This window comes from Bacillus sp. CH30_1T (assembly GCF_008364765.1).
Classification (GTDB): Bacteria; Bacillota; Bacilli; order Bacillales; family Bacillaceae_B; genus Rossellomorea.
The window spans coordinates 353,502-379,103 of record NZ_VTUY01000001.1 but is presented as its reverse complement, the minus strand read 5'-3'; the positions used below and the strand labels follow the sequence as shown (position 1 = coordinate 379,103).

The following is a 25,602-nucleotide window of genomic DNA, read 5'->3' as shown; positions in this document are numbered from 1 at the left end:
ATCTAATTGAAGGTCCGTCCCTCTAAAGGGAAGGTCTCTATAGGCTTAGTTCCTGTGGTTCTTTTCCAGTTTTTTCGTAGTAGAGGATGGTTTTGGGTTTGAGCTTCAGGAGCATGTATTCTGGATCATCGGGGCTTGCGATCCAGGATTTGAGTTGTTCGTTCCAGAATTTCTCTTTCAGCTCTTTGGATTCTTCGACGGAAGCCTCTGCTTCGATTTCTACATAGTGCTCATGATCGGAATCACGGTCATGGCCCAGAAGAATATGAACATGAGGGTTCTGTGCAATGTCTTCCGCTTTGTGAGCATGTTCATTGGTTGCAGTGTAGAGAATAAGGTCTTTATGGTAGAACATCATAAAGCGTGAATACGGTTTGTTGTCGCGAATCGTGGCAAGGGTGCCCGTTTTATGGTTGGAAAACAGCTCAACGATTTTATCTTTTAAGGTTTGTGCCATAGGTTGTACCTCCTAAATAGTTTCTATCTATAATGTGTCTATTCTTGTTTGATTTAAACAAATTTTCTTTTAGAAAGAAGGATCTTACACATGAATAAAGTATTTGCACTGCTAGTATTTGCCGGAGTTCCGATTTCGGTCATTGGCTCACTGCTTCATTGGCCGAATGTCATCATGTTCGTGATCTACTGTGTCACGATCATTGCCCTGGCTGCCTTTATGGGAAGATCGACGGAAAGCTTAGCCGTTGTATCGGGACCCCGTATCGGTGGATTATTGAATGCGACCTTTGGAAACGCGGTTGAACTCATTATTTCTATCTTTGCGTTAAAAGCCGGTTTGATTGGCGTCGTGCTGGCGTCCTTAACGGGGTCCGTACTTGGAAATCTTCTCTTAGTTGCCGGGTTGTCCTTCTTTGTTGGGGGAATCAAGTTCAAACGTCAGAAGTTTAATGTGTTTGATGCCCGTCACAACTCAGGGCTGCTCATGTTTGCGATCATCGTGGCATTTGTTATTCCTGAAGTTTTCGCCCAGGATATGAACGAAGCGAAGACCATGTCCCTATCCATCGGTGTCTCAGTCATCTTGATTGCTCTTTATTTATTTGCCTTATTCTTTAAATTAGTCACTCACCGCGGGGTGTATCAGCATGAAGGCGAAGAGGGCGCGCACGCTCATGAAGAGCCTGAGTGGAGTAAAGGGAAAGCGTTGCTGATCCTTGCCGCTTCGACTGCAGCCGTTGCTTATGTATCGGAACGCCTCGTTCATACGTTTGAAGAAGTCGGGAACACATTCGGCTGGAGCGAGCTGTTCATCGGGGTCATCATCGTAGCCATCGTCGGGAACGCTGCTGAGCACGCGTCAGCGATCATTATGGCTTATAAAAATAAGATGGATATCGCTGTGGAGATTGCAGTCGGGTCGACCTTGCAGATTGCGATGTTTGTAGCGCCGATTCTTGTGTTGATTTCGCTGTTTTTCGAAACGAGCATGCCACTGGTGTTTACATTACCGGAGCTTGTGGCCATGGTATCAGCAGTACTTGTGACGATCGTCATATCCAATGATGGGGAGACGAACTGGTTTGAGGGACTGACGCTCCTCGCAGCTTATTTCATTATGGGAATTGGTTTTTATTTACTTTAAAAAAAGCCCCGGCAGTCCTCTGCCGGGGCTTTTGCATGGGATCATTCGTTAGATAATGAAATTCGTGAGAACAGCCTACTCATCCCTGAATAAGATATCAGAAGAGTTTTGTGTAAAGGAATGAGTATAGTGAGAAAAAAGAAAAAACCATCCTTAGTAAAATTCATTGATTGCAATATCGATTTACCTCCCAGGGGATGTTCCGGGATTTTCCCGTTTGAAGGTTGTACGAATCCAACGATACAATTAGATGCCATTGGAACTATCAGCTGTGAAGGCATCATCAGTGGTAGAGTGCTATGTGATTATCAACCCCTCCAAAGTGTCACGGTTAATCTGTCGTCATCATTCCCGGGACTGGTCTTTGATAACCCGAATCCTGTCACGGACAGCACCGGCCGGTTTTCAACGAGAGTGACCGTGGCTCCGGGCACTTCGATCATACCAAACATCATCGTGACCGCAACGGCAGTGGTCATCGGCAAAACAGTCAGGGATTCGATGTCAGTGAGAGTGGATTGTATTAAATGTAAACATCCTGAACTTACGCTGGACCCGATCAAGGAGCCTGTCGGGTGCAAGGGTGCAAAACTTTCTGGACGACTCATTTGCGATGGAAGGGCAATAGGGAATGCTGCCATTTCATTTATCATTGAATCACAATCCAAGCGTGTCGTTATCACTCCAAACCCTGCGATTACACAGGGGGACGGGAAATTTACGGCAACCCTGGTCCTATTTCCAGAGGTGAATGAGACCATTACGATTACAGCAACAACGAAAATCGGAGGAAAAACGGTTTCCTCAGAAACAAGAGAAGTGAAGGTTCGCTGTGTGAAATGTAAAAAACCGGACATAAAGTTAGATAAATTAAAGAAAATAGATTGCCGTGCCGTCGTGGGTGGGAAAGTTACGTGTGATGGCGTACCACAGGCGAATATCACGGTAACACTAACCGGTTCACCAATTCTAAAGTTTAGGCCTTCTGCTCCAGTGACCAACGAGAAAGGAGAATTTTCGTCGGTCGTCAAGGTGAAAAACGGAACTAAGTTTCAGTCTGCTTTCTATACAGCTAAAGCAGTGGTGAGTGGGAAAACAGTGGAGGACACTGATCAAGTCATTGCAGGCTGTTATAAGTGTGAAAAGCCTAAACTTACTCTAGAAGTGCCGTGCGAAGTCATCCCTTGTGAAGGCACTAAGTTGACCGGACAATTAACATGTGACGGAACCCCTATCCGAAATGCTGCAATCACGATTACTATCATAGATTCATCGCCAGGTGCTGTGGAAGTGAATCCCAACCCTGCCTGGACTAATGAACAAGGTGAATATGAAACAATGATCATACCTGTCTCAGGAAAATCTGAAGACATATCCATTCAGGCGATGACAATCTTTGGCGACAAGGTGATCAAGTCAATGATCAAAACAGTCAAAATTCATTGCCAATGCAAAGATCTGACCATTGAACTAGATCATATAAAAGAGATAGACTGCTGTGGAAAGGTGAGCGGTAAAGTTAGATGCGACAAGGAACCATTGGATAATGTGAAAGTGGAATTGTCCAGTCCGGTATTACGGTTTGGACCTGATGTTGTGTCTACAGATGAACATGGGAGGTTTACGAGTGACGTCAAAGTGCCGCCGAATACGCCATTTAAAGACGTCATGTATTCGGCAAGCGCCATGGTAGGGGATGAGGAAATATCAGAAAAAGCCTTTGTTTATGCTGGATGCAAGGAATGCAGGGAAGTCAAACTGACGTTTCAAGTGCCGCAGTATGTAGGATGCAAAGGAGCCCTCCTCACTGGGAGAGTGCTGTGTGATTCCAGGGCACTTGAAGATATCGAGGTTCACTTTGAAGTGAAAGAAAAGCACTTTAAGGGTACCATCGTACCCAACCCTGCTATCACAGACGAGAAAGGAAACTATTCAGCAAAAATCATTCCTGAATACGGAAAGCATGAACACATCTCAATCCAAGCATTTGTCGTCATTGACGGCAAGAAGGTTTCCACCAAACCATATGACGTACACATCAAATGTGTTTGTCCACCTGAAGAATGTACCTGTGAGTATGATTAAAAAAGCAGCGGAGTTCAATCATGAACTCCGCTGCTTTTTTTAGGGAATGTAGGAATGATTGAAAACAGGCCAGTTTGCTTTGTAGGTAGAAGTCCGACTGTTTTCTTATAAATAATAGCATAAAATAATATTTGAATTTTGTAAATATTCTTTCAAATAAAGTTTTTGGGATAAGCTTTTCCAACTAGGAAAAACTAACGGCAAACCCTTAAGTTTAGTTTGAAAGGAGTCAATTTCATGAAAATCATGCGCACTGTTCTTATGGTCATACTCGCATTTTTCGTTGCAACAACGGGTATTCACGCTGAAAATAATCCTAAAAAAGAAAACAAGGAAGCGACAGAGAAAGCTCCGAAACCAGCTGAAGATACCAGCGTAAAGATCCCAAACTCAGTGTTAAATATCGCAAAGGAAAATACGTATCCTAACTCAACCCAGGATCAACCATATCTCCAACCGAGTGAATGGTCCCAGGAATTAATCGAAACATCAAATGTGAAAATAGAAAACCCGAATCTGATCCGTATGCTGAATGAATCCACCATGAATAAAGCACCAACGATTGGGTTACGGGCAACGATCTATTTAGGGGAATGGCCTTTAAACTATGCTTCAACGGAAACATCCCCCAACTGGGAGTATCAAAAGGTCAACACGAACTACTTCGATAACCGCGGCGGAAAATCAAACTATCAAATTCACTACGTCCAGGAAGCACAAAAAGTGGTGAAGGGCGGATTGACGGCTAAAGTACCACATGCAGATGATGTAGAAAAAATGATGCTCATCAAAGCAATGGATAAGTCAAAGCTGCCACTTGCATTCCAAACGATTGTAGGAGCAGGTACGAAGAAGGATCAGGTGTATAACATCTCACCTAAGCGACTTGGCTACCTCTATGCCTACGCACCAGCGATTAACGAAAAAGGAAAAGTAACATACGGTGAAGTATTCCTTGTGATGAAAGGAACAAAACGCTCAGTCGTCGTGAAAAATGTAACATCCCAAGGAGTCGGAGCATGGATTCCAGTCCAGGATCATGTCCACTTCGGCTTCATGGCGAGCGAAACACCAAGATAATTGTTTGAAGAAGAGTGAAATGGGGTAAAACTTATTTCACTCTTTTATTATTTTCTTTGATATGTTATAATAATTAGAATATTCAGAATTGAAGGAGGGATATTGTGGAGTATCTACTTATTTTTGGAGGCCTATTAGTGGCGTTCATCACATTAAGAGTATGGTTTGGAGCAAGAAGAGCAAAGATCTATGCTGAGATAAAAAAACAAAAATACAATGCAATGGATCCAGCCCTTGAAAAAATAGCTCAACCCATCAAAAAAAACGACCGCGGCCCAATCGGATAAGAAGCACACCGGATGAATGTCCGTTGTGTTTCTTTTTTTTTGCGTGAGGGACGGACCTTGGTTTTGGGAAGGGAAATGGCGTGATATTAGTGTATTTAAATGGGTTTGGAGGGACGGACCTTATGTTGGAGGAATAATGGGTGTTTAAGTGGCGTGTTTGGAATGTGTATTTGGTGTACGATTGGTGATTGGCGCAACAAACCTGGTAAGTGGCACAAGTTTGGGTGGAAGTGGCACAACAAACAGCCAAAGTGGCACAACAAACCTGTAAACTGGCACAACAACGCCTGAAAGTTAGTCAATAATAGAAAATCAGATCCAAGTTCCATGAAATAAGCCCAAACCCATAACAGATTTGAGCCTTCGCATTCCATTTTAACGGGAAATCTGCGCTTCACGCTTCGAGAAATCAACATCTCCATAATACATAGACTTTACGAGCACATTCGGACCAAGGCAGCGAGCCATTGGACAGTGGCAATTCAACTCTTTCGCAAGAGGTTGTTGTTTCCACTTTTCAAAAATGGCAGGCAGGGTATCCTTTGCTATATTTCCAAGTGGCGGAGTGTCGCCGAAGTCAGTGACGATGACATCTCCAGTGAAAATATTTACATTCAGACGAGAACGGCCGTCAGGGTCATTGCGGACGCTGACATTTTTAGCAGCATAAAGTTCCTTCAGAAAATCCAAGTCTTCCTGTGAAGAGCTGCATGGATAAAATGGAAGTGTTCCAAATAGCATCCATACACTTTCATCACGGAAGGAAAGGATATTTCTGATTGCTTCCCTGGTTTCTTCCAATGAAAGGGTTTCTAAGCTTGACGCAAAATCAGAAGGGTACATTGGGTGAATTTCGTGACGACCGCACTTCATTTCATCGACAACCTGGCGATGGATTTTTTCCAGGTAAGGCAGGGTGTTTTTATTTAACATGGTTTCAGCTGAGACAAGGACTCCACGTTCAGACAGAGCACGGCTGTTTTCGATCATGCGGTCAAAGAGTTTCTGGCGCTGCTCCCTCGTTGGTTTTCGTTCCATATTGGCAAAGCCGACATCGATGAACTCATCGATCGTTCCCCAATTGTGAGAGATGTGCAGGACATTCAGGTAAGGGGCAATTAATAAGTATCGGTCAAGATCCAGGGTCAGATTTGAGTTGATTTGGGTATGGACGCCTCTGGAATGTGCATACTTGAGTAATGGCAAGACATAATTTTCAACGGACTTCTTTGACATCATCGGCTCTCCACCGGTAATACTAAGAGAACGAAGTGTTTTAATATCGTCGAGCTTCTGTAGAATCAATTCAATGGGAAGGGCGCTTGGATCCTTCGGGGATAACGTATAACCGACGGCACAGTGCTCGCATCTCATGTTACAGAGCGTAGTAGTGGTGAATTCTATATTGGAAAGCGTGATGTCACCATGCTCATCCACATCTAAGTAAGCCTCCCAAGGATCATGGTCAATCGACATTTTCTTGGAGAGAGTATCAGTTTTCATTCGTAAAAGCTCCTTTATTAATAAGTCACCTATTCATTATTGAGAAACGCTCAGCCCTTGTCAATCCGAAAGTTATTGGTTACCATAGTAAACGTATTGAAAGGAGAGAGAACTCTTGGGTAAAGCAATCAACGATAAAGACTCACAAGTGAGCTATTTAAAACAACGCCTGAACTTGTTCGTCGACGTTCTGGACTCAATCGATCCCGAACAAGCTGACATTGACGATATCGATCGCCTGATCGCAATGATTGATGATATAGAAGTAAAATGCGAGCAATTTAAGAAAAGTGAGTAGGAGTCCTGGATGGGACTCTTATTTTTTTGAGGGACGGACCTTTGATTGGTGGTGGGTTGTTAGGTGATTGTGTACGACATTTGTTGGATATTGTAGAAAGGTCGATGTATGGATGATTTCGGTTGATAAAATGAAATAACGGTCGATAAATTCAAATAATGGTCGTTAAATAACCGCCCCATAAACCCGCCGACAGCTATCGGTAAACCCCCCCCTTCATCCTATTCAGGATAGTAGACAAGAATACTAAGCAGGATTTCCCCACCAAAACGTCAAACTTACATAAAAACATCTATTAAAGGAGCGATCCATCCCCATGATCATCACACCCATAGAAAAAAACCAGTGCGAGAAGGCAAAAAATGTGATCCTGTCCGGTTTCCTCGAACGATTCGGGTTCATTGATCATACCCTGAATCCCGATATTCATGACATTAAAGGAGAGTATGATGGTACTCAGCATCATTTTTTTATAGGAAAAGAAAACAATGAGATCATTTGCACCGGTGCTATCCGAAAAGAAACCCGGGATACGTATCAGATTGTGAGAATGCCTGTCTTATCTCCATATCGGAAACGCGGTCTCGGCCGCATCATGCTCATGTATTTGGAAGAAAAAGCACTTTCCCTTGGTGCTCGCTATCTCATCCTCGAAACCAACAAACACTGGGCGGACGCCATCCGATTTTACCAAAACAACGGATACATTTATAAGGAAGAAGATGAAGTTTCATGTTATTTCGAGAAGGAAATTCCATTGTGAAATCCCTTTCAATCTTATTCTTATAGGAGTATAATGATGTATGAAAATTAAGACTGTTTTTGAGATCTTTAGAGGGGGAGAACGATGAATAAAGAGACATTACAGCAAAGTATGTACGATTTGATTGTGGAAACATCCACGAACCTGCCAAAGGATGTCAGGCGTGCGATCCGCTCGGCGAAAGCCCGTGAGAACGCCGGTACACGTTCAGCGATGAGCTTGGATACGATTTCAAATAACGTAAAGATGGCGGATGACAATGTATCACCGATTTGTCAGGATACAGGACTTCCGACTTTTAAAATAAAAACACCGGTCGGCGTGAATCAGCTTGAAATCAAAGAAGCGATCTATGCTGCGATGGTACAGGCGACGAAGGACGGGAAGCTTCGTCCAAACTCTGTTGATTCATTGACTGGGGCAAACTCAGGAGACAATCTTGGCTTAGGGACACCTGTCATCAAGTTCGAGCAGTGGGAAAAGGATTACATCGATGCGCGCCTGATCTTAAAAGGCGGCGGTTGTGAAAATAAAAACATCCAGTACAGCCTTCCATGTGAGCTTGAAGGACTTGGCCGGGCCGGACGGGACCTTGATGGCATCCGTAAATGCGTGATGCATTCGGTCTATCAGGCACAGGGACAAGGCTGCAGTGCCGGATTCATCGGCGTCGGTATCGGGGGAGACCGTTCTTCAGGCTATGATCTGGCCAAAGAACAATTATTCCGCTCCGTTGATGACGTGAATGCGAATGAAGATCTCCGTAAGTTAGAGGAGTATGTGATGGAAAATGCGAATGAGCTTGGAATCGGCACGATGGGATTCGGCGGTGAAACAACTCTACTTGGTTGTAAAGTCGGCGTGATGAATCGTATCCCTGCAAGCTTCTTCGTATCAGTTGCCTATAACTGCTGGGCGTTCCGTCGTTTAGGGGTGAAGCTTGATGTAGAATCAGGCGGTATCGACGAATGGTTCTATCAGGAAGGTGAGAAGATCGATCTAACTCAAAAATCAGAGGCTGAGCTTGAAACGGCAGCGGCTTCATCCGGGGAACAACCAAACGTTGTGGTACTCCAAGCTCCGATCACGGAAGAAAAAATCCGTGAGTTGAAAGTGGGAGATGTGGTTCAAATCAACGGCCGTATGTACACTGGACGTGACGCGATTCACAAGCATTTGAGTGAGAATGATACACCGGTGGATCTTGATGGCCAAATCATCTATCACTGTGGTCCGGTTATGCTGAAGGATGATGAGGGCAACTGGCACGTGAAAGCGGCTGGCCCAACAACATCGATTCGTGAAGAGCCTTATCAAGGGGACATCATGAAGCGTTTTGGAATTCGTGCGGTCATCGGGAAAGGCGGAATGGGTCCGAAAACACTGGCTGCCTTGAAGGATCATGGCGGAGTGTACCTGAATGCCATCGGTGGAGCGGCTCAGTACTATGCAGATTGCATCCAAGGCGTAGATGGAGTGGATCTGATGCAGTTTGGCATTCCTGAAGCGATGTGGCACCTGAATGTTGAAGGCTTCACAGCGGTTGTAACGATGGATTCCCATGGAAACAGCCTGCATGAAGAAGTGGATAAATCGTCATTGGAAAAATTAGCTCAGTTTAAAGAGCCTGTTTTTAAATAAGGAAAAGGAACCACCTCGTTAAAGATGCGGGGTGGTTTTTCTATTGGGTATTTATGTTAAAATATGAAACCATAAAGACATGTTTTTCGTATTACATACAAACAGGATCTGGAGGGCTACGATGATTTTCAATAAATTAGTGAGCATATTGTTTCTTTCCTTAATGGTGTTTTTAACAGGGTGTGCAAGTAATAGTGAAAAGTCGAACATCACTTCAATTGAAGATGTGAACGTTGATACGTTAAAAGAAAACAGCGGAACCTATGTGGGGGATAACTCCAAGGTCAGTGCTATCCTTCAGGAATTGCCTGGTGGAGAAACCATTCAAGAAATCGACCTTTCAGGGGAAATGGTGAAGGTGACCTACGGCAATAAAGAAGGGGGACTTTCTCAAAGTGATGTGGATGAGTTTTGGTTTGATGGTAATCATGTTGACCGGAAGAACTTTTATTACAACGCCATCTACCTGACCCTACTCGTTCCGAATGCCCAGGAATATCATTTCCAGGTAGACGAATCCATGGTATCCGTTTCGAGGGACAAAATGGTCAAGAACCTCCAAGATGAATTTGAAGAGTTCCCAACCGGCCAAGCCATCTGGGACAAAAAGAATGTATCTGAATTCATCGATGAACATAACGGAAAACTAACAGAAATGGCAACGAAGTATCAGACGTTTTTTGAGTGAGGGACGGACCTTATCTCTAAACGTGTCTCTCTTCGACGGAAGATGAAATATCAGGGTGACCTGAGACATATGCCTTGATACAATCCCGATCTTTTGTAGAATCTTTATCGTAATGCATGCGAGTTATATAATCATCTAAACTTCATTCTACTGTCAGTCCCTCTCGAAGATTCCTTTTGTACCAATAGAGGGAATCTTTTTCCTTATGAACTACGTGAATTCAACTTATTTAAAGTATTATCTTAAATACATCTACATAAGTATGAGGGGGAAGAACATATGACAAATCCGATCGTGGCTCGATCTTTAGATGAGATTCAATTCTGGTCGAGAATTATGAAGGAGCATGCGTTGTTTCTGAGCTTGGGATTCACGTATGATCAGAAGCAATTAATTGAAGAAGCACAACAGTTCATTGCAGTTTTCGAAAGAATCGAGGAGAAGCTGAATAAATACTCTATCAACACGGATGTGCGGCAAATTCAGGCATTTAACAGCGAAGTTTATCAAGCGGCAGCTGCGATTTGGAACTATAAGCGGAAAATATTAGGTTTGACATTGCGATGTGAAATCCGTTCTAATAATTATCCATTGTTAGTGGATCATATTAGCAGGGAGGCTGCATTCTTTGCCAAACGTCTGCAGGAATTGAATGAGGGGAAACTTGTACCAGAACAGGATACCATAATCCAGGAAAATGTATTCTTTCTGAAAATCATGGCCGATCACGCGTAGTTTATCGGACATCTATTGGATCCTTCCGAACGGAAATTAGTGGAGCAGGCGAGAGAATTCAGCCAGGATTTCGATCAACTGGTTTTTCAAGCTATTGATTTAGACTCCATGCGTCCACAATCAGAATCAAAGCCGATGTTGAATCAATTTCTGAATCAAAATAAGGTTTCAGTTAAGTCATTACGTGATTTCAAGAAAACCGCAAGAGAATTAATTGAAAAATGCAGGATCAAAAGTAATATCCATCCACTTTTGGCTGATCACACATTTAGAGAAGCAGAACGATTCCTGGAAATCATCGATCTATTTGAAGCGAGTATGCAAAAGAAATAAAGGTTGGGGTATGATAACCGCTCTAACTATTGGATACTTTTAGTACACATGAATCCTTCACGTTCTCAAAAACTAAGGGAAACGGAATGTGAAAGAAGGGTTCAATTTTGCGGAATTCACTAAAAGTGTTCATCATAGCGTCAATCTTAGTATTGGCAATTCCCGCCCAAGCCTATGCAGTCTCGAATAACCCGATAGGCTGGGGATTTAAGAAGAGTCAGAATGAAGTTCCATCAGAAGCAGGGGCGCAGCATGATCAGCTGCTTGATAAATATGATGCTTTTTACAAGGGTTCACCGGATAAAAAAGTCCTGTATCTGACCTTTGATAATGGATATGAAAATGGCTACACGGGACAGATCCTTGATGTATTGAAACAGGAGAAAGTACCCGCCACCTTCTTTGTGACCGGTCACTACCTACTAAGCGCTGAAGACCTGGTCAAGCGAATGGTGAAGGAAGGGCATATCGTCGGGAACCATTCCTGGCATCACCCGGACTTCACGGCTAGCTCCGATCAGAAAATCCGGGAAGAGCTGGAAAAAGTAAAAGTGAAAACGAAGGAATTGACAGGTCAGAAAGAAATGAACTACTTGCGACCACCAAGAGGTGTATTCTCAGAGCGTACGCTTCAAATCGCGAAAGAAGAAGGTTACACCCACGTCTTTTGGTCAGTCGCCTTCATCGATTGGAAAACCGATCAGCAAAGAGGCTGGCAATACTCGTACGACAATATCATGGCCCAAGCCCATCCAGGCGCGATCATCCTTCTGCACTCCGTCTCCAAAGACAACGCAGACGCCATGGAAAAAGCCATCAAAGACCTCAAGAAAAGAGGCTACACCTTCAAAAGTCTGGATGAACATCCAATGATGAAAAAATAGAGGGACGGACCATCATTCCTAGGACCTGGTCCTAGGAAATGAGGTCCGTCCCTGAACTCTTTAGTACCAAAGCACACTCTCATCTGCATCCTTCCGGTCACAATCGGCCAACTTGTATATATTGTCCGCTATTTTCCCATTTTGTATATACTTTATATTCTCGCAGGACATCTCTACAATCTCACCCCTACCAAACGTATCCCGACGCGAGTCCCGAACGGAATGAAGTACATTCCCGTCATACTCGAGGTCATGTAAGATAGGATCACCTTCTTCTGTATAATTAACAATCCGAATGCGATCCTCCCCATCATCCCCAACATTCTTATAAAACTCTTCAAACCGCTCCATATTCTCTATATTCCCATGAATATTCACTACATCTGTTTCTACATGCTCATAAGCTCCCACCTGTTTTCCCACTTCAGTCTCCATCTGATCCTCAGGCTCTTCACAGCTACCAACAAAGAATAAAAGGAACAAACCAGCCATTATCGATTTCCTCACCAAATCATCCCTTTTAGAAATTCCTTTGAGGTCCGTCCCTGAACTTTAGCTCCAATACTTTTAGAGGTCCGTCCCTTAGCTACTGCATTAGACGAACGACAACGTTGAAGTGTTACACCCACGGTATGCTATAATACACATACAAGTTTTGTGCGGAAGGATGAGGACGATGGTAAAAAGGAATGTTAAGGTTGAAGGTCCGTATGATTTTGACCGGGTACTGGAGAGGCTGGCGCTGGATCCGTTGAATGCAGTGGATCAGATAGACCGAAGTGTGAAGGTTCCATACTATCTCCCTGAGGGGAAAGGCGAGGTCATCAAGGTTCAGGCAACAGGCACAACAGAAGAGCCTGAGTTCAGTATCACCTTTGAAAATGAAGAGAACCTTGAAGAGAAGCAGAACCGTATCTCGAACATTTTCCAGTGGCACACCGGTCTACGGGACATGCACGAGCACTTCCTGCAAACCGATCTAAAGCCGATTTTCGAAGAGCATATCGGCACGCCCATCATTCTGGAGTTCGACCCGTTTGCGACGATTATCAAAAGCATCATTCACCAGCAGCTGAACCTGAAATTTGCCTTCACCCTGACCCATCGTTTCGTCACGAAATACGGCTGCCAAAAGGACGGAGTCTGGTTCTATCCATCACCGGAAAAAGTCGCCTGTCTCACCGTGGAAGAACTGCGGGAGCTGCAATTCAGCCAGCGGAAAGCGGAATATGCAATTGGCATCGGACAGAAGGTAGCAAGCGGAGAACTGGACCTGGACAAACTAGCCGAGCAGCCGGACGAAGAAGTCATCAAGGAACTTACCAAAATCCGCGGCATCGGCCCATGGACAGCCCAAAGCTTCCTGTTATTCGGATTGGGTCGGCCGAATCTCTTCCCGAAAGCGGATATCGGCATCCAAAATGCCATCAAGAAATTATTCCAAATGGATCAAAAACCGACCATGGACGAGCTGGACCAATTCAGCGCATCATGGCATCCTTATTTAAGCTATGCATCCTTGTATTTATGGAGAAGTATCGAATAGAACGGACGTGAACCAATGAAGAAGCAATACGCAAAACACAGCAATGAAGTGAAAATCGAGCTGAAACAACAGTTTCCTCTAACGATAAAAAAAATCGGCATCAACGGTGAAGGAGTCGGCTTCTTTAAACGAAAGATCGTCTTCGTACCAGGAGCACTGACAGGAGAAGAAGTGGTAGTCGAAGTAACCAAGGTCCACCCGAAATTCACCGAAGCCCGCATAAAAAAGATCCGGAAGAAGTCACCACAGCGCACCAAAGCTCCCTGCCCGGTTTACGAGCAGTGCGGAGGCTGTCAGCTTCAGCATCTCTCATATGAAGGGCAACTAGATGCAAAAGGGGACATCCTGCTTCAATCCCTCGAGCGTCACACGAAGCTTAGATTAGAAGACCTGGACATCCGTCCGACGATTGGAATGGACAATCCATGGCACTACCGGAACAAAAGCCAGTTCCAAGTGGGGACCCAAAATGGCAAGGCCATTGCAGGCCTATACAGCATGAACTCAAACAAGCTGATCGACATCGATGAGTGTATCGTTCAGCACCCGCTTACGAATAAAGTAACAACGGAAATCAAACGCATCATTAATAATTTCAACATCCCTGTCTTTGATGATAAAAAGAAAAAGCCTATCCTGAAAACGATCGTCACACGTGTCGGGTTTGAAACAGGGGAAGTTCAGGTCGTACTCGTGACGTCGGAGAAAAAAATCCCCCGCAAGGAATTGCTGATCAACGAGATCCAGAAACGACTTCCGGAAGTCGTCTCCATCGCCCAAAACATCAATCCGAAAAAAACGGCACTCGTATTTGGGGATGAAACGATCCATCTTTCTGGGAAGGAAAGCATCGAAGAACGCCTGGAAGAGTTCACCTACGAACTATCGGCCCGCGCGTTCTTCCAGCTCAACCCGATCCAGACGAGCAAGCTCTACAACGAAGCGAAAAAAGCAGCCGCTCTTACAGGTGAGGAAAAAGTCGTCGATGCCTACTGTGGCGTCGGAACCATCGGATTATGGCTTGCTGACGGAGCCAAAGAAATCCGCGGAATGGATGTCATCAAGGAAGGAATCGATGACGCGAAGAAGAATGCAAAGAAATTCGGAGTCGATCACGCTGAATACTTCGTCGGAGGTGCCGAAACGCTCATGCCTAAGTGGAAGAACGAAGGCTGGCGTCCTGATGTCGTCGTGGTCGATCCGCCAAGAACCGGTTGCGACAATAAGCTTCTTGATACGTTAAAAGAAGTAAAACCGAAGACATTCGTGTATGTCTCCTGCAACCCATCGACTCTGGCGAAGGATATCGATTATTTGAAGAAACAGTACCGTGTGGAATACTTGCAGCCGGTGGATATGTTCCCGCAGACCGCGCATGTGGAGGTTGTGGCGAAGCTGGTTCTCAAATAAAAATTGTAGGAATCCTCTTTCTTGACAGAGACAATTTTAGGAGAAAGGAAGAGTTTAGTGGGAAAGGTGAAGGTAAGGTATCTAAGGTATGATGATATTCATGATAGACACTACTACTCAGATACAATTGGACGTAGATTAAATGATGGTTTTGTGATCACAGATATTGAATTCGGCTATGGGATTGAGAGAATCTTCGAAGAAAGAGATGGGTACTGCATTGTTCGTGATGGCGATGACTTTACTCCTATTATTGTTGATATAGATAATGCAGGTGACATCGATTTCTCCCATGAAGCCGTAAAGAAATTTTTTGAGTATTTGATTCAAACCACACTACAAAGCAAGTAATAGGGCATTCCTCAGTCGTTGAGGGATGCCCATTTTTCATAATACCGGCACATCCTTCGAGCAGAAGTCTGGTCAAAAACCTATACATCTATTAAGATGTCCCTTGAACAACCACAAGGAGGCAAAGTCATGAACAACAAATATAAAGAGTTATTATCCCCCTATACATTCAAAAACGGAGTCGAATTAAAGAACCGCATCATCATGGCACCGATGACGAACTTCTCATCGGATGAGCAGGGTAACGTAACGGATGCTGAGGTCAACTACTATGCAAGACGTTCAAAAGATGTCAGCATGGTGATTACTGCCTGCACATATGTTACGCCTGATGGAAAAGGGTTCCCTGGTGAGTTCGGCGGGGACTCCGATGAAATGATCCCGAGCCTTGAACGATTGGCAAAAGGAATAAAGGATCAGGGCGCTAAAGCCGTCCTTCAGATTTTCCACGGAGGTGTACAATGCCCGCCTGATCTGGTTCCTGACGGGGATGTTGTGTGCGCCAGTGACGTAACGGGTGAGAACGGAGAGAAGAAAGCGAGAGCATTATCAGAAGCAGAGATTGAGAATATCATTGATGCTTTTGGTGAGACGACCCGCCGCGCGATTGAAGCGGGCTATGATGGCGTAGAGATTCACGGAGCGAATGGTTATCTGATCCATCAATTCTTTTCCCCGATGACAAATCGTCGTGAAGACCGTTATGGCGGCAACCTGGAAAAACGTATGACGTTCCCGCTTGCCATCGTGGATAAGGTGAAGAGTGTGGTTGCTGAGCATGCAGATCCATCATTCCTAGTGGGATACCGTTTTTCACCTGAAGAGCCTGAAGATAATGGATTCACGATGGGTGATACCCTTACCCTTGTGGATGCATTGGCAGATAAAGAACTTGATTATCTCCATGTATCCCTGTTCGATTTCTTCTCTAAACCAAGAAGAGGTGTAGAGAACTTAGAGAAAACCAGAATAGACTATCTATTAGAAACAATCGGTGACCGCACACCACTAATTGGAGTAGGCGCGATCTATTCTGCGAAGGATGCTCATAAAGCATTCGGGTCCGGCGTTCCGCTATTGGCTCTCGGCCGCGAATTGATCATCGACCCTGATTGGGTGAAGAAGATTAAAGAAGGAAGAGAAGATAATATCGTAACTGAGATTGATAAAGGGAAACAGGAAGAGTTGGTGGTTCCCGATCCGTTATGGAATGCGATCGTGAATACGCCTGGCTGGTTCCCGGGAGTGTAAGGAGTCAGTCTTGAAAAAGAAATGCCCTGTGAATATTCACAGGGCGTTTTCCATTTCTCATAATTAACCTTCACTATGCTGAGATTCTTTGTTTCCCGGTGCGAACCACCCAAATAAGGCAATAGCCACAAGCACTCCGTAAAACGTGATGGTCCAAAGGGTACTGTGAGGGAAATCGTGATCCAGGATGTGAATGTCTTCATGAGCAAGTGTAATAACCGCAAGCTTCACCCCGACCCAGGCGACAATCGCATATGCAGTTGTCTCTAAAGCAGGGCGCTTCTCAAGCAGCTGCACAAACCAGGTTGCTGCATATTTGATCAAGATCAGCCCGGCAATTCCTCCGAGAACAACAATGATAAATTGTCCGCCGTCCATCCCGCCAAAATCATCAAGGGGAGAATCAGGGAGTCCAAGGGCAAGGGCCACGGCAGCGAGGATCGAATCAATCGCAAAGGCGAGGTCAGCCAATGCAATCTTCCCGACTGTCGGCCAAAAGCCTTTTCCGGCAGCTTCCTCTTCTGTGTCTTCACGAATATTTTCGTTTTCTTTTCCAAAACGTGCTTTGATGACATGCTTTAAGCCCAGGTAAAGAAGGTAGGCTGCACCGATCGCCTGGATTTGCCAGACGTTTGCGATAAAAGAAATCGCAAACAGGGCACCAAAACGGAAGGCAAAGGCGAGAAAAATCCCATATTTGATGGCCCTTTTTTTCTCATCGTCCGGAAGGTGTTTCGCGATGACGGCGAGAACAAGGGCATTATCCGCTGATAACAAGCCTTCAAGGCCGATAAGGATCAGTAATGTCCATCCATATTCTAACCAGATTGATTCCAAATAAAGTGCTCCTTTCTAATAAACTTCCAGCCCCACACACAAAGCTGAATCTGTTAATGTAATACTAGTCCTCAGTCTTTATCATACCACTGATTGGGAATCTGATTCTTTACGGAAATTGGATTTTTTTAGATAGACTAAATTTCCTTTTGCACTTCCAAATAATTTCATGGTATAGTGAATTTACTGAATATGACAGGAGTGATGGGTGGACGATGAAGTACTGATCTTATTTTCGCGACATTTGAAATTCCATATTTCAAATTAACCAAAATAGGATTAGTCTGCCCATTTTTATACATCGTCTGAGCTATTGATTTCCAAATGGCTTTCTTTGAGCGCGACAGGTACGGCTAATCCTTCCAAATGAATGGGGAGGATTTTTTTTGTTCTCCCTTTGATGAGAGGGGAAAATGGTATGAGAGAATTAATGAAGTTAGTGAATATAAGCTATGAAATAACGGATCAGCCTATCTTTAAAGGGGTCAATGCGAGTGTACAGGAAGGGGATGTCATCGGGATCATCGGGCAGAATGGCGCCGGTAAGTCTACCCTGCTTCAGTTGATACACGGGGATTTAGTGCCTTCCGAAGGTACAATCCAGTGGTTACATCACGACTTGAACACCGGTATGGTCGAACAGGAAGCGGAGACCTATTCCTTTGACGACACGGCACCTTCTGAAGCCAGGTTGCTGGAAAAATGGCATGTGCCAAATCATGAGTTTGAGCAGCTGAGCGGCGGGGAAAAGCTGAAGGCCCGGCTTGCGAAAGGGTTTGCGAAGAATGCCGACCTCCTTCTGTTGGATGAACCGACTAACCACCTGGATCAGCATAGCATGAAACTCCTGACGAACCAGATCAAGGAGTATAAAGGGACGATCATTCTCGTGTCCCATGACCGGTATTTTTTAGATGAAACGGTGACAAAGATCTGGGCGATCGAACATGGGAAGCTGATTGAGCATCGGGGCCATTATTCGAGCTACATGGAGGCACGAAAACAGAGAAGGCTGACTCAACAGCGTGAGTATGAAAAGCAGCAGAAAATGGTGGAACGGATCGAAAACCAGATGAAAGAGCTCTCATCCTGGTCACAAAAAGCCCACGCTCAGTCCACGAAACAGGAAGGATTTAAAGAATACTACCGGGTAAAAGCAAAACGTACGGACAGCCAGGTGAAATCGAAGCAGAAGCGTCTTGAGAAAGAGCTTGAGAAAGCAAAGGTGGATGCGGTTGAGGAAGAGCATTCTGTGCGATTTTCGCTTAAGGCGACGCATAAGACAGGAAAGCGGTTCTTGGAAGTAAAAGATCTGACGAAAGCATTTGAGGGACGAATACTATTCAGAAAGGCCAATTTTACAATCCAACATGGGGAAAAGGTGTCAATCATCGGACCGAATGGAAGCGGGAAGACGACACTATTAAAGATGATTTTGGGGCAGGAGGCGGCTGACGGGGATATATGGATTTCACCATCTGCACAAATCGGCTATCTGACGCAGGAAGTGTTCGACCTTCCTCTTGACGAAACGCCTGAACAGCTTTTCCACAAGGAAACCTTCGAGGAAAGAGGGAAAGTCCAGACGCTCATGAAGAACTTGGGATTCCAGACGACCCACTGGCGGGAACCAATCAGGAATATGAGTATGGGCGAGCGCGTAAAGTGCAAGCTGATGAAGTATATCTTGGAGGAACGGGATGTGCTGATCCTCGACGAGCCGACGAATCATCTCGATTTGGCCTCTCGTGAACAACTGGAGGACACCCTTTCGCAATACAATGGAACTTTGATCGTCGTGTCACATGACCGTTATTTTCTAGAGAAAACGACGAGTACGAAACTCGTGATCGCGGACGGCAGGATTCAAAAACAGCTGAATCAGCCTGCTTCAGAACGGGATGACCAGGAGGAATTGCGGTTGAAGCTTGAGACGGAGAGACAGGAAGTGTTGGGAAGGCTTAGTTTTATGATGCCAGGGGATAAGGAATATGAAGAACTGGATCGAAAATTTAAAGAGCTGACGGAACAAATAAATAAGATGAAGTAAAAACGGGACAATTCAATCGAATAAAAACGATTGAATTGTCCCTTTGTTTGAAAGAAAGCAGATGCTTACATTTCTCTGTATTCTTTTTCCGTCCCATCAGGGAATGTAATCTCCAGCTCGAACTTCTCATAGCCATCCTCAACTGAAAATGCTTCTTTCACTTGTTTGATGACCTCTTGTTCATCGGTATCCTGATCAAACGAAAAATCTTTGAAGATCGGGGTAAGCTTATCCATCGCTTCATCAGAAGTCAGATTTTGATCATTGAGATCATCCTGATATTTCGCTTCCGTCGAGTTTTTTTCGTTCTCGTAATCCACGTCGATTGTTCTATTTTCCTTGTAATCAACCTCTAAATCAAAGTTTGCAAAAGAAAAAGCATCATCTTTCGCCCCCTCATTATTATTGGCAGTGTCCTCAACCGGTGCATTTTCAGGAGGGTTCTTTACCTCTTCCTTGTCATTACAGCCGGCTAAAAGAACCAACGAGAACAGAACAGCGTAGATACATGTTGTTTTACTATTCATACAATGACCTCCTTTATGATGATAAGGATAGTTTACCCAATTGTGGAAAAATGAAATCATGGCCAGCTATTCAACAGGAAAAAGGCATTGCACTAAGCAATGCCTTTGGAAGAAGCCGCCTTTTAAAAGGAACTACCCTTAATGTGTGCACAAATGGATTGCCATTAGGGATTTGTCTTGGTGTCGATAAGATTTGGATTTAAAAGGAATTGTAGTTTGCAAACCAGAATATTATTCTTAGGTGTGCTCTTTTTTGTTGCGCAACTAGGTTATAATGAATCTACAAACCTCAGGAGGTACATATGAAACATCAAAACTATGAAAACCACAGTAAGATCGATCCGGCCTATCATGTCGGGATTGCACTTTTATCCCTCATTACACTCATCCTGACGATTACGTTTTTCGTCAAGAATGTCGGGACAGAGACTTTACTAAGCTTTGTTGTACTGTTTGTTGTGTTGACGATCATCCTGATAGGGGTAAAGCTTAGAACCTATGCTCTTCAGCTTCAGGATCGCATCATCCGCACGGAGGAAAGCTTTCGCTATTATCGTTTGACGGGGAAATCTCCCGATGCCAGGTTATCCCTGAAGCAGATGATCGCGCTCCGCTTTGCGCCAGATGAAGAATTTCCAGTGTTAGTGGAAAGAGCAGTGACAGAGAACTTATCACCTAACGACATTAAAAAAGCCATACAAAATTGGCGTGCAGATCATCATCGCGTATAAACAACACAGAAGGACCGCTCACTCTTGGGCGGTTACATTTTTGTTAAAGGAGGCTCATTATGCCTAATGAAGTCATGGTGGATGTAAAAGATTTAGTGAAAAGATATGGCTCCTTTACGGCAGTGAAGGGAGTGAAGTTCCAGGTGGAAAAGGGTGAGATCTTCGGGTTGCTTGGTCCGAACGGGGCCGGGAAGACGACGACGATCGAGATGCTCGTGGGACTTCGGAAGCCGGATGAAGGGACGGCCGCACTTGCGGGATACGATGTGCGGAAAGACGTGAATAAGGTGAAAGAGGTGATCGGGGTTCAGCTTCAGTCTACTTCTTTGTTTGAGTTGTTGAAGGTGGAGGAGATCCTTCATTTGTATGCGAGCTTTTACCCGAGTCATGTGGACATCAATCAATTGATCGAGGATATGCTCCTGACCGAGAAGAGGAAGGACCGGATCAAGGGTCTGTCGGGCGGGCAGAAGCAGCGGCTCGCGATTGCCCTTGCGCTGATCCATGATCCGGAGATTGTGTTTCTGGATGAACCGACGACGGGACTTGATCCCCAGGCGAGACGGACGCTGTGGGACATTGTGCTGCGGTTGAAGGAGCGGGGGAAGACGGTGATTCTGTCCACGCACTATATGGATGAAGCCCATGTGCTCTGTGACCGAATCGGCATCATGGATCAAGGAGAACTGATCGCCCTTGACACACCGACGAACCTGGTCAAAACTCTGCAGTCAACGAGTACGATTGAATTTCATCTCAACAATCCACCTGAACAGGAGTGGTTCATGAAAATGGATGGAGTCGAAGAAGCGGCCATCAAGGATACCTTCGTCCAGCTCTATACCGATGAGCTTCAGCGGGCACTGACCTCCCTGATTTCCATATCGACGGAACATAATTTGAAAATCCAGGATCTCGAGACGCGCCAGGCGACATTAGAGGATGTCTTCATTCATATGACAGGAAGGAAGTTGCGGGAATCATGAGAGCTTATTGGCAGTTAACCTTGTCACAATTACGGATCTTTGGACGAAACAAGCAGGTCCTCTTCTTCACGTTGCTCTTTCCGGTCATCCTGATGGTGGCGTTGGGATCATTTGCAGGCGGGGGGAATTCACTCTCGTTAACTGTAGGGGTGACAGACAGGGATGACACCGATGCATCGAAGGACTTAAAGGACTTATTTTATAAAAATGAGGGAATCGAGACCACAAAATATGAGAGCGTCAAAACGGGAAAAGAAGCCGTTGAAAATGGGGATATCCAGCTTCTGATCGAAATTCCTAAAGGATATGAAGAGAACCTGAAGGACGGGAACGAGGCTTCCTCCCTTCCTGTATACTATAACGAGAAAAACCTGACCACGTCAGAGCTTGGATTGACGGTGGTGAACGGCATCATCGATCAATACAGCAAGGACATGGTTGACTATAAGCCGTTAGTGACGGTTGAGAAAGTAGGAATCGAGGCGCTGAACCTTCGATATGTTGATTTCCTGGTACCTGGGATCGTCGCCATGATGATCATGAGCAACAACATGAACGGGGTCGCTGGTCAAATTTCCGCCTGGCGTGAACGGGGAATCCTCCGGAGAATGCAGGGGACGAGATTGAAAGCATCCACGTTCATCGCGGCCCAGATCACGGCGCGCCTGATGCTGAACGGAACCCAGGCACTGCTCGTCGTCCTGATCGCCGATCTCATCTTTGACATCAACGTGGCAGGTTCGTGGCTTGCGATGATCTTTTTCATCATCCTTGGGACCCTTGCGTTTATGGCACTCGGCTTTATCATCGCCGGCATGGCGAAGAACCCGGAAAGTGCCGGACCGATTGCAGGTTTCGTGACATTTCCCATGCTGTTCCTTGGTGGAGTATTCTTCCCGATCAACAATATGCCTGATCTCATCCAGCCGATCGCTCATCTGAGTTCGGCGTTGCGGGAGACGATGAATCTTGGGACCCCGTTTTTGGAATTGGGCACGGAGACACTGATATTGGGTGCTTGGCTGGTTGGCGGGTTTGTGCTGGCTAGTTATGTGTTTAAGTGGGAGTAAAATAAAAAAGTCCAATCGGATCAACCCGATTGGACTTTTTCACGCCCTCTTCACCAATTCCTTCGCAGTTTGACTCGTTTCCACTTCTTTTTCATCCTTCAAAGTGCGGTTCTGATGCTTCCGAAGCAAGAGAACCGTCCACATGTATTTATTTATTGATGAAAGAAAATCTTCTTTTCTTCCATATCACTCTCCGTATAAGCCTCAGCAATCCCCACCTCTTCAATCAAGCTCTTAGAGACCATTTTGTACTGCAACGATACATGGAAGTCCTTGTCGAAAGGATAAGGATCAAGGGTCACTTCATTTTCATTCATCCATCGGGCTGTGAGTGGCTGATGATCAGGGTGAAATATCTCTGTATTTTTGAAGCCGCTCCTAAACCACGGATGCTCGTCTTCTTTGCCGACACCCGGCTCATTTAGACATAAGTATAAGGACAGGTTATCTGAGAATTGGAGTATGTGGAAATGCTGCTGTAGTAATTCTTCATCAAGGTCAGGAAACGATTCCTTAAGTTTCATTTGTCTTCTGGCTTCTCCTGTTAAAAAAACAAGGCAGTCTTTCTTTTCAGATTGGGAAAAGAAGGAGCAGAAGTGCAGGCTGCACAGGAGACTCGCATAGGTGTTCACCCTCTCGATCTCGTCCACCCCGATTTTATAGAATGCGAGCTTTGGCAGGAGGGGGTAGTCAGAAAAGGTGAAGGGGATCTTCTCCCTGTCATTCCAAATCGGGGTCTCGTCCAAACCGATCCAGCTCCGGTCATGCTGATAGGCTGCATATAAGGCATCGTTAAAGAATGAATCTGATTTTAGTAGAGAAGGTTTAAGGTGTTTAATGGTTTCACCTGATAAAAAGGCGTGGTCGTGCTGCCTGATCATGATAAATGAATCCTTGGTTTCGCGAATAATCATGAAGAATGGGCTCCTTTCTGTGGGCTTGTCTATGAATCCATTATAGCAAAAGTTGAAGTCTCTGAATCTTGCCGGGAATAATATAAGGGGAATGATTCCATTACTTAGTATGATCATAGGTGAAATAAGCCATTTATTCAAAAAAAGACCGAAAGCAAGTATCTGCTTTCGGTTCTTTTCACTCATTCAATCAGTGGTGAGAATCATGGTTTCCACTATCATTTGGAGTTTGATCATTCAGGGCTTCGACATCAGCCTTGGACAGCTCACCAACAGCAAAAGGCAGGGTCGGCATGATGGTGGATCCGTTGCTTGCGGCATGGACCTTGATGTAATAGAGTCCATCGTCCGTCAGCTTTTTGTTGAATGTATAGTTCCCGTCCCCGGCATTTTCGGCTTCTTCCATCTGATCATGGAAGGAGCCGTCACCTTTCCATATTTCGACATGGACAAAATTAGCATCATCGACCGATTGACTGTTTTGTGTAAGGGCAATCTTGATCGGCTCACTTCCGGAAAAGTCTTCAGGCAAGGTGATATCCGCCTGAAGCGGGGATTCCTGACGGTAAAGCTCGGCTGCATCCTCTTTCGGGGAACAGGCTCCGAGCATCAAGCAGATGAGGATGAGACTAAGATATTTCGTACGATTTTTCATGAAGTATCGTCCTTTCTTATTCCGCACCGAGGAATTTATATAATGCAGGGATCCGTTTGATAACCAGCCAGTCAAGAAGCAAGATGAAGATCAAGGAAACTCCAACCAGTGGGAAGAGGATGCCCAAGACAATCATGAGAAGCAAGAAGAGCTTCATTTTCAAGATGCTTGGCCCTTTCGGTGCGCCCATTGCTTTTTTCGGTTTCCGCTTTAACCATAGATAGAATCCGCTTACCACCACCAGGATAATCCCTAGGCAAATGAAGAGACTGATCAATTGGTTGATGAAACCGAATTGTGTGCCTGTATGCAGGGTAATGCCCATCGCGACGATTTTCCCGCCGATACCGTAATGGTCGAAGCGATAATCAGCCAGGACAGCTCCTGAATATTGATCAAGGTGCATGGTGACCTCATTCTGAGCTTTGGCAGGAAAGGCAGATAGGGTATAGACGCCTTTCTCATCCCCTGGAATGTATACAGTGTAGCTGGGATCGATTCCTTCTCTTTCGGCAATGTTCACTACATCATTGATTGATACGGGAGTGTAGCCTTCGAGTGCGGATACAGGAACGTCCAGGTTTTCCGCTGCCCAAGGGACGTCGGCGATTTCTTTTGTTTTCAGGACGGACTGTGGTGCATCCCCTGTCCAGATCGATGGAGGATACCCGGCCCCTGAATTGGTCATGAGATTCTGGAAGTTTGTTCCCCAGAAGCCTGACCAAGGCAAGCCTGTCATAATCAGGAACAGCATTCCCGCTGTAATCCAGAAAGCCGGTACAGCGTGAAGATCCCGGCGCAGGATGCTCTTTCCTTTACCGAAACGGGGGAAGAACACTCCCGACAGCTTGTCCTTTTTCCGTGGAAACCATAAGAATATTCCTGTGACAATCAGAACGATGGCCCAGGAGGCGACAAGCTCAACGATACGGTCTCCGATAGTTCCCGCCATCAGTTCCCCATGGAATTCCACTATTTTATCCATGATCCGGTCTTCAGGCTTTAACTCGCCAAGTGATTTCCCGGTGTAGGGATCCAGGAAGACAGTGGCTGAACCATCGTCGGTGCTGATACCGATTTCACTGGAGCGTTCGGGATTTTCTCCCGGACGATACTTGGTGATTTGTGCATCGGGGTGGAGTTTCTTCACTTCTTCGATTTGTTCAGAAGCAGGAAGTTTCTCCCCTTGTGCTTTCACTTCGTAATATTCTTTGTAAAGATTGTGTTCGATCTGGGGCTTGAATAGATAAATGGACCCCGTCACAGCTAGGATGAGCAAGAACGGGGAAATGATGATCCCGGCATAGAAATGCCATCTCCAAATCGTTTGATAAGGAGACATGTTCGACTTTTTACGCATAGTAGATTCCTCTT

Annotated in this window: 26 protein-coding genes and 1 pseudogene; 19 read left to right on the top strand and 8 right to left on the bottom strand. The window is 45.1% G+C overall.

What is annotated here, in order from left to right; translation table 11 throughout:
* Positions 1-37: 37 nt before the first annotated feature.
* On the bottom strand, positions 38-457 hold the full coding sequence (locus F0342_RS01740) for a pyridoxamine 5'-phosphate oxidase family protein (protein WP_149154332.1): 420 nt from the start codon (positions 455-457) through the stop codon (positions 38-40).
* Between the two features lie 90 nt (positions 458-547).
* Here F0342_RS01740 and cax point away from each other — a divergent pair, with 90 nt between their 5' ends.
* The 4 genes from cax (at position 548) to F0342_RS01720 (ending at position 5,055) form a co-directional block, all read left to right on the top strand.
* Positions 548-1,603 (top strand): calcium/proton exchanger, encoded by a 1,056-nt coding sequence (gene cax / locus F0342_RS01735; protein ID WP_149154331.1) that lies wholly within the window; start codon positions 548-550, stop codon positions 1,601-1,603.
* 129 nt (positions 1,604-1,732) lie between these two features.
* Positions 1,733-3,688, top strand: coding sequence for a hypothetical protein (locus tag F0342_RS01730; RefSeq protein WP_149154330.1), 1,956 nt, complete (start codon positions 1,733-1,735; stop codon positions 3,686-3,688).
* Positions 3,689-3,925: 237 nt separating this feature from the next.
* On the top strand, positions 3,926-4,768 hold the full coding sequence (locus tag F0342_RS01725) for a YfkD famly protein (protein WP_149154329.1): 843 nt from the start codon (positions 3,926-3,928) through the stop codon (positions 4,766-4,768).
* Between the two features lie 104 nt (positions 4,769-4,872).
* A complete protein-coding gene (locus tag F0342_RS01720) occupies positions 4,873-5,055 on the top strand; it encodes a hypothetical protein (RefSeq protein ID WP_149154328.1) in 183 nt (60 codons plus the stop codon).
* A gap of 375 nt (positions 5,056-5,430) precedes the next feature.
* On the opposite strand, the gene yfkAB is transcribed toward F0342_RS01720, so the two are convergent.
* Positions 5,431-6,558, bottom strand: coding sequence for a radical SAM/CxCxxxxC motif protein YfkAB (gene yfkAB, locus F0342_RS01715; RefSeq protein WP_149154327.1), 1,128 nt, complete (start codon positions 6,556-6,558; stop codon positions 5,431-5,433).
* A 115-nt stretch (positions 6,559-6,673) separates the two neighbouring features.
* On the opposite strand from yfkAB, the gene F0342_RS01710 reads away from it, so the two are divergent.
* The 6 genes and pseudogenes from F0342_RS01710 (at position 6,674) to pdaA (ending at position 11,900) form a co-directional block, all read left to right on the top strand.
* The gene (locus tag F0342_RS01710) at positions 6,674-6,856 is read left to right on the top strand and encodes an SE1561 family protein (protein WP_034761313.1); all 183 of its coding nucleotides are present in this window, start codon (positions 6,674-6,676) and stop codon (positions 6,854-6,856) included.
* Between the two features lie 316 nt (positions 6,857-7,172).
* Positions 7,173-7,619 carry a GNAT family N-acetyltransferase gene (locus F0342_RS01705; protein WP_149154326.1) on the top strand — a complete coding sequence of 149 codons (447 nt, stop codon included), beginning with the start codon at positions 7,173-7,175 and terminating at the stop codon, positions 7,617-7,619.
* Positions 7,620-7,703: 84 nt separating this feature from the next.
* Complete coding sequence (locus tag F0342_RS01700) at positions 7,704-9,260, top strand: fumarate hydratase (protein WP_149154325.1); 1,557 nt, start codon at positions 7,704-7,706, stop codon at positions 9,258-9,260.
* Positions 9,261-9,381: 121 nt separating this feature from the next.
* Positions 9,382-9,948 (top strand): DUF4825 domain-containing protein, encoded by a 567-nt coding sequence (locus F0342_RS01695; RefSeq protein WP_188048360.1) that lies wholly within the window; start codon positions 9,382-9,384, stop codon positions 9,946-9,948.
* A gap of 279 nt (positions 9,949-10,227) precedes the next feature.
* Positions 10,228-11,016 (top strand): annotated as a pseudogene (locus tag F0342_RS01690) (DUF2935 domain-containing protein).
* Positions 11,017-11,123: 107 nt separating this feature from the next.
* Positions 11,124-11,900: a delta-lactam-biosynthetic de-N-acetylase gene (gene pdaA / locus F0342_RS01685; RefSeq protein ID WP_262481597.1), complete on the top strand. Its 777-nt coding sequence runs from the start codon at positions 11,124-11,126 to the stop codon at positions 11,898-11,900.
* A gap of 60 nt (positions 11,901-11,960) precedes the next feature.
* Here the strand turns inward: pdaA and F0342_RS01680 are convergent, their stop codons facing one another.
* A complete protein-coding gene (locus F0342_RS01680; protein ID WP_149154322.1) occupies positions 11,961-12,407 on the bottom strand; it encodes a DUF4362 domain-containing protein in 447 nt (148 codons plus the stop codon).
* A 169-nt stretch (positions 12,408-12,576) separates the two neighbouring features.
* On the opposite strand from F0342_RS01680, the gene F0342_RS01675 reads away from it, so the two are divergent.
* From F0342_RS01675 to F0342_RS01660, 4 genes are all read left to right on the top strand, one after another.
* Positions 12,577-13,446 carry a DNA-3-methyladenine glycosylase family protein gene (locus F0342_RS01675; RefSeq protein WP_149154321.1) on the top strand — a complete coding sequence of 290 codons (870 nt, stop codon included), beginning with the start codon at positions 12,577-12,579 and terminating at the stop codon, positions 13,444-13,446.
* 15 nt (positions 13,447-13,461) lie between these two features.
* Positions 13,462-14,856, top strand: a complete 1,395-nt coding sequence (rlmD, locus tag F0342_RS01670) for a 23S rRNA (uracil(1939)-C(5))-methyltransferase RlmD (RefSeq protein ID WP_149154320.1) — start codon at positions 13,462-13,464, stop codon at positions 14,854-14,856.
* A 21-nt stretch (positions 14,857-14,877) separates the two neighbouring features.
* On the top strand, positions 14,878-15,207 hold the full coding sequence (locus tag F0342_RS01665; protein WP_149154319.1) for a hypothetical protein: 330 nt from the start codon (positions 14,878-14,880) through the stop codon (positions 15,205-15,207).
* 129 nt (positions 15,208-15,336) lie between these two features.
* The gene (locus F0342_RS01660; RefSeq protein WP_149154318.1) at positions 15,337-16,458 is read left to right on the top strand and encodes an NADH-dependent flavin oxidoreductase; all 1,122 of its coding nucleotides are present in this window, start codon (positions 15,337-15,339) and stop codon (positions 16,456-16,458) included.
* Between the two features lie 63 nt (positions 16,459-16,521).
* Here F0342_RS01660 and F0342_RS01655 read toward each other — a convergent pair whose 3' ends face one another.
* A complete protein-coding gene (locus F0342_RS01655) occupies positions 16,522-17,295 on the bottom strand; it encodes a TerC family protein (RefSeq protein ID WP_149154317.1) in 774 nt (257 codons plus the stop codon).
* A 418-nt stretch (positions 17,296-17,713) separates the two neighbouring features.
* Between F0342_RS01655 and abc-f the strand changes: the two genes are divergently transcribed.
* Positions 17,714-19,345 carry a ribosomal protection-like ABC-F family protein gene (gene abc-f, locus F0342_RS01650; RefSeq protein ID WP_149154316.1) on the top strand — a complete coding sequence of 544 codons (1,632 nt, stop codon included), beginning with the start codon at positions 17,714-17,716 and terminating at the stop codon, positions 19,343-19,345.
* Positions 19,346-19,410: 65 nt separating this feature from the next.
* Here the strand turns inward: abc-f and F0342_RS01645 are convergent, their stop codons facing one another.
* The gene (locus tag F0342_RS01645) at positions 19,411-19,872 is read right to left on the bottom strand and encodes a YusW family protein (RefSeq protein WP_188048359.1); all 462 of its coding nucleotides are present in this window, start codon (positions 19,870-19,872) and stop codon (positions 19,411-19,413) included.
* Positions 19,873-19,922: 50 nt separating this feature from the next.
* Between F0342_RS01645 and F0342_RS24610 the strand changes: the two genes are divergently transcribed.
* The 4 genes from F0342_RS24610 (at position 19,923) to F0342_RS01630 (ending at position 22,659) form a co-directional block, all read left to right on the top strand.
* Complete coding sequence (locus F0342_RS24610; RefSeq protein ID WP_188048358.1) at positions 19,923-20,075, top strand: hypothetical protein; 153 nt, start codon at positions 19,923-19,925, stop codon at positions 20,073-20,075.
* 99 nt (positions 20,076-20,174) lie between these two features.
* On the top strand, positions 20,175-20,603 hold the full coding sequence (locus F0342_RS01640; protein ID WP_149154314.1) for a DUF6526 family protein: 429 nt from the start codon (positions 20,175-20,177) through the stop codon (positions 20,601-20,603).
* A 59-nt stretch (positions 20,604-20,662) separates the two neighbouring features.
* Positions 20,663-21,589, top strand: a complete 927-nt coding sequence (locus tag F0342_RS01635; protein ID WP_149154313.1) for an ABC transporter ATP-binding protein — start codon at positions 20,663-20,665, stop codon at positions 21,587-21,589.
* Positions 21,586-22,659, top strand: coding sequence for an ABC transporter permease (locus F0342_RS01630; RefSeq protein WP_149154312.1), 1,074 nt, complete (start codon positions 21,586-21,588; stop codon positions 22,657-22,659). The genes F0342_RS01635 and F0342_RS01630 overlap by 4 nt, the downstream gene beginning before the upstream one ends.
* 152 nt (positions 22,660-22,811) lie before the next feature.
* Here F0342_RS01630 and F0342_RS01625 read toward each other — a convergent pair whose 3' ends face one another.
* The 3 genes from F0342_RS01625 to F0342_RS01615 form a co-directional block, all read right to left on the bottom strand.
* Positions 22,812-23,573, bottom strand: a complete 762-nt coding sequence (locus F0342_RS01625) for a DUF3891 family protein (RefSeq protein WP_149154311.1) — start codon at positions 23,571-23,573, stop codon at positions 22,812-22,814.
* A gap of 190 nt (positions 23,574-23,763) precedes the next feature.
* The gene (locus F0342_RS01620; protein WP_149154310.1) at positions 23,764-24,228 is read right to left on the bottom strand and encodes a FixH family protein; all 465 of its coding nucleotides are present in this window, start codon (positions 24,226-24,228) and stop codon (positions 23,764-23,766) included.
* A gap of 16 nt (positions 24,229-24,244) precedes the next feature.
* Positions 24,245-25,588, bottom strand: coding sequence for a PepSY-associated TM helix domain-containing protein (locus tag F0342_RS01615; protein ID WP_149154309.1), 1,344 nt, complete (start codon positions 25,586-25,588; stop codon positions 24,245-24,247).
* Positions 25,589-25,602 lie beyond the last annotated feature (14 nt).

Excerpts from the sequence above, each read along its gene's own strand:
- F0342_RS01740 (WP_149154332.1), bottom strand. The coding sequence starts at position 457 with ATGGCACAAACCTTAAAAGATAAAATCGTTGAGCTGTTTTCCAACCAT.
- F0342_RS01660 (WP_149154318.1), top strand. The coding sequence starts at position 15,337 with ATGAACAACAAATATAAAGAGTTATTATCCCCCTATACATTCAAAAAC.
- F0342_RS01615 (WP_149154309.1), bottom strand. The coding sequence starts at position 25,588 with ATGCGTAAAAAGTCGAACATGTCTCCTTATCAAACGATTTGGAGATGG.
- rlmD (WP_149154320.1), top strand. The coding sequence starts at position 13,462 with ATGAAGAAGCAATACGCAAAACACAGCAATGAAGTGAAAATCGAGCTG.
- F0342_RS01630 (WP_149154312.1), top strand. The coding sequence starts at position 21,586 with ATGAGAGCTTATTGGCAGTTAACCTTGTCACAATTACGGATCTTTGGA.
- F0342_RS01705 (WP_149154326.1), top strand. The coding sequence starts at position 7,173 with ATGATCATCACACCCATAGAAAAAAACCAGTGCGAGAAGGCAAAAAAT.
- F0342_RS01625 (WP_149154311.1), bottom strand. The coding sequence starts at position 23,573 with ATGATTATTCGCGAAACCAAGGATTCATTTATCATGATCAGGCAGCAC.
- F0342_RS01700 (WP_149154325.1), top strand. The coding sequence starts at position 7,704 with ATGAATAAAGAGACATTACAGCAAAGTATGTACGATTTGATTGTGGAA.
- yfkAB (WP_149154327.1), bottom strand. The coding sequence starts at position 6,558 with ATGAAAACTGATACTCTCTCCAAGAAAATGTCGATTGACCATGATCCT.
- F0342_RS01635 (WP_149154313.1), top strand. The coding sequence starts at position 20,663 with ATGCCTAATGAAGTCATGGTGGATGTAAAAGATTTAGTGAAAAGATAT.
- F0342_RS01640 (WP_149154314.1), top strand. The coding sequence starts at position 20,175 with ATGAAACATCAAAACTATGAAAACCACAGTAAGATCGATCCGGCCTAT.
- F0342_RS01695 (WP_188048360.1), top strand. The coding sequence starts at position 9,382 with ATGATTTTCAATAAATTAGTGAGCATATTGTTTCTTTCCTTAATGGTG.
- F0342_RS01645 (WP_188048359.1), bottom strand. The coding sequence starts at position 19,872 with ATGAATAGTAAAACAACATGTATCTACGCTGTTCTGTTCTCGTTGGTT.
- F0342_RS01675 (WP_149154321.1), top strand. The coding sequence starts at position 12,577 with ATGGTAAAAAGGAATGTTAAGGTTGAAGGTCCGTATGATTTTGACCGG.
- F0342_RS01725 (WP_149154329.1), top strand. The coding sequence starts at position 3,926 with ATGAAAATCATGCGCACTGTTCTTATGGTCATACTCGCATTTTTCGTT.
- F0342_RS01620 (WP_149154310.1), bottom strand. The coding sequence starts at position 24,228 with ATGAAAAATCGTACGAAATATCTTAGTCTCATCCTCATCTGCTTGATG.
- cax (WP_149154331.1), top strand. The coding sequence starts at position 548 with ATGAATAAAGTATTTGCACTGCTAGTATTTGCCGGAGTTCCGATTTCG.
- F0342_RS24610 (WP_188048358.1), top strand. The coding sequence starts at position 19,923 with ATGAAATCATGGCCAGCTATTCAACAGGAAAAAGGCATTGCACTAAGC.
- abc-f (WP_149154316.1), top strand. The coding sequence starts at position 17,714 with ATGAGAGAATTAATGAAGTTAGTGAATATAAGCTATGAAATAACGGAT.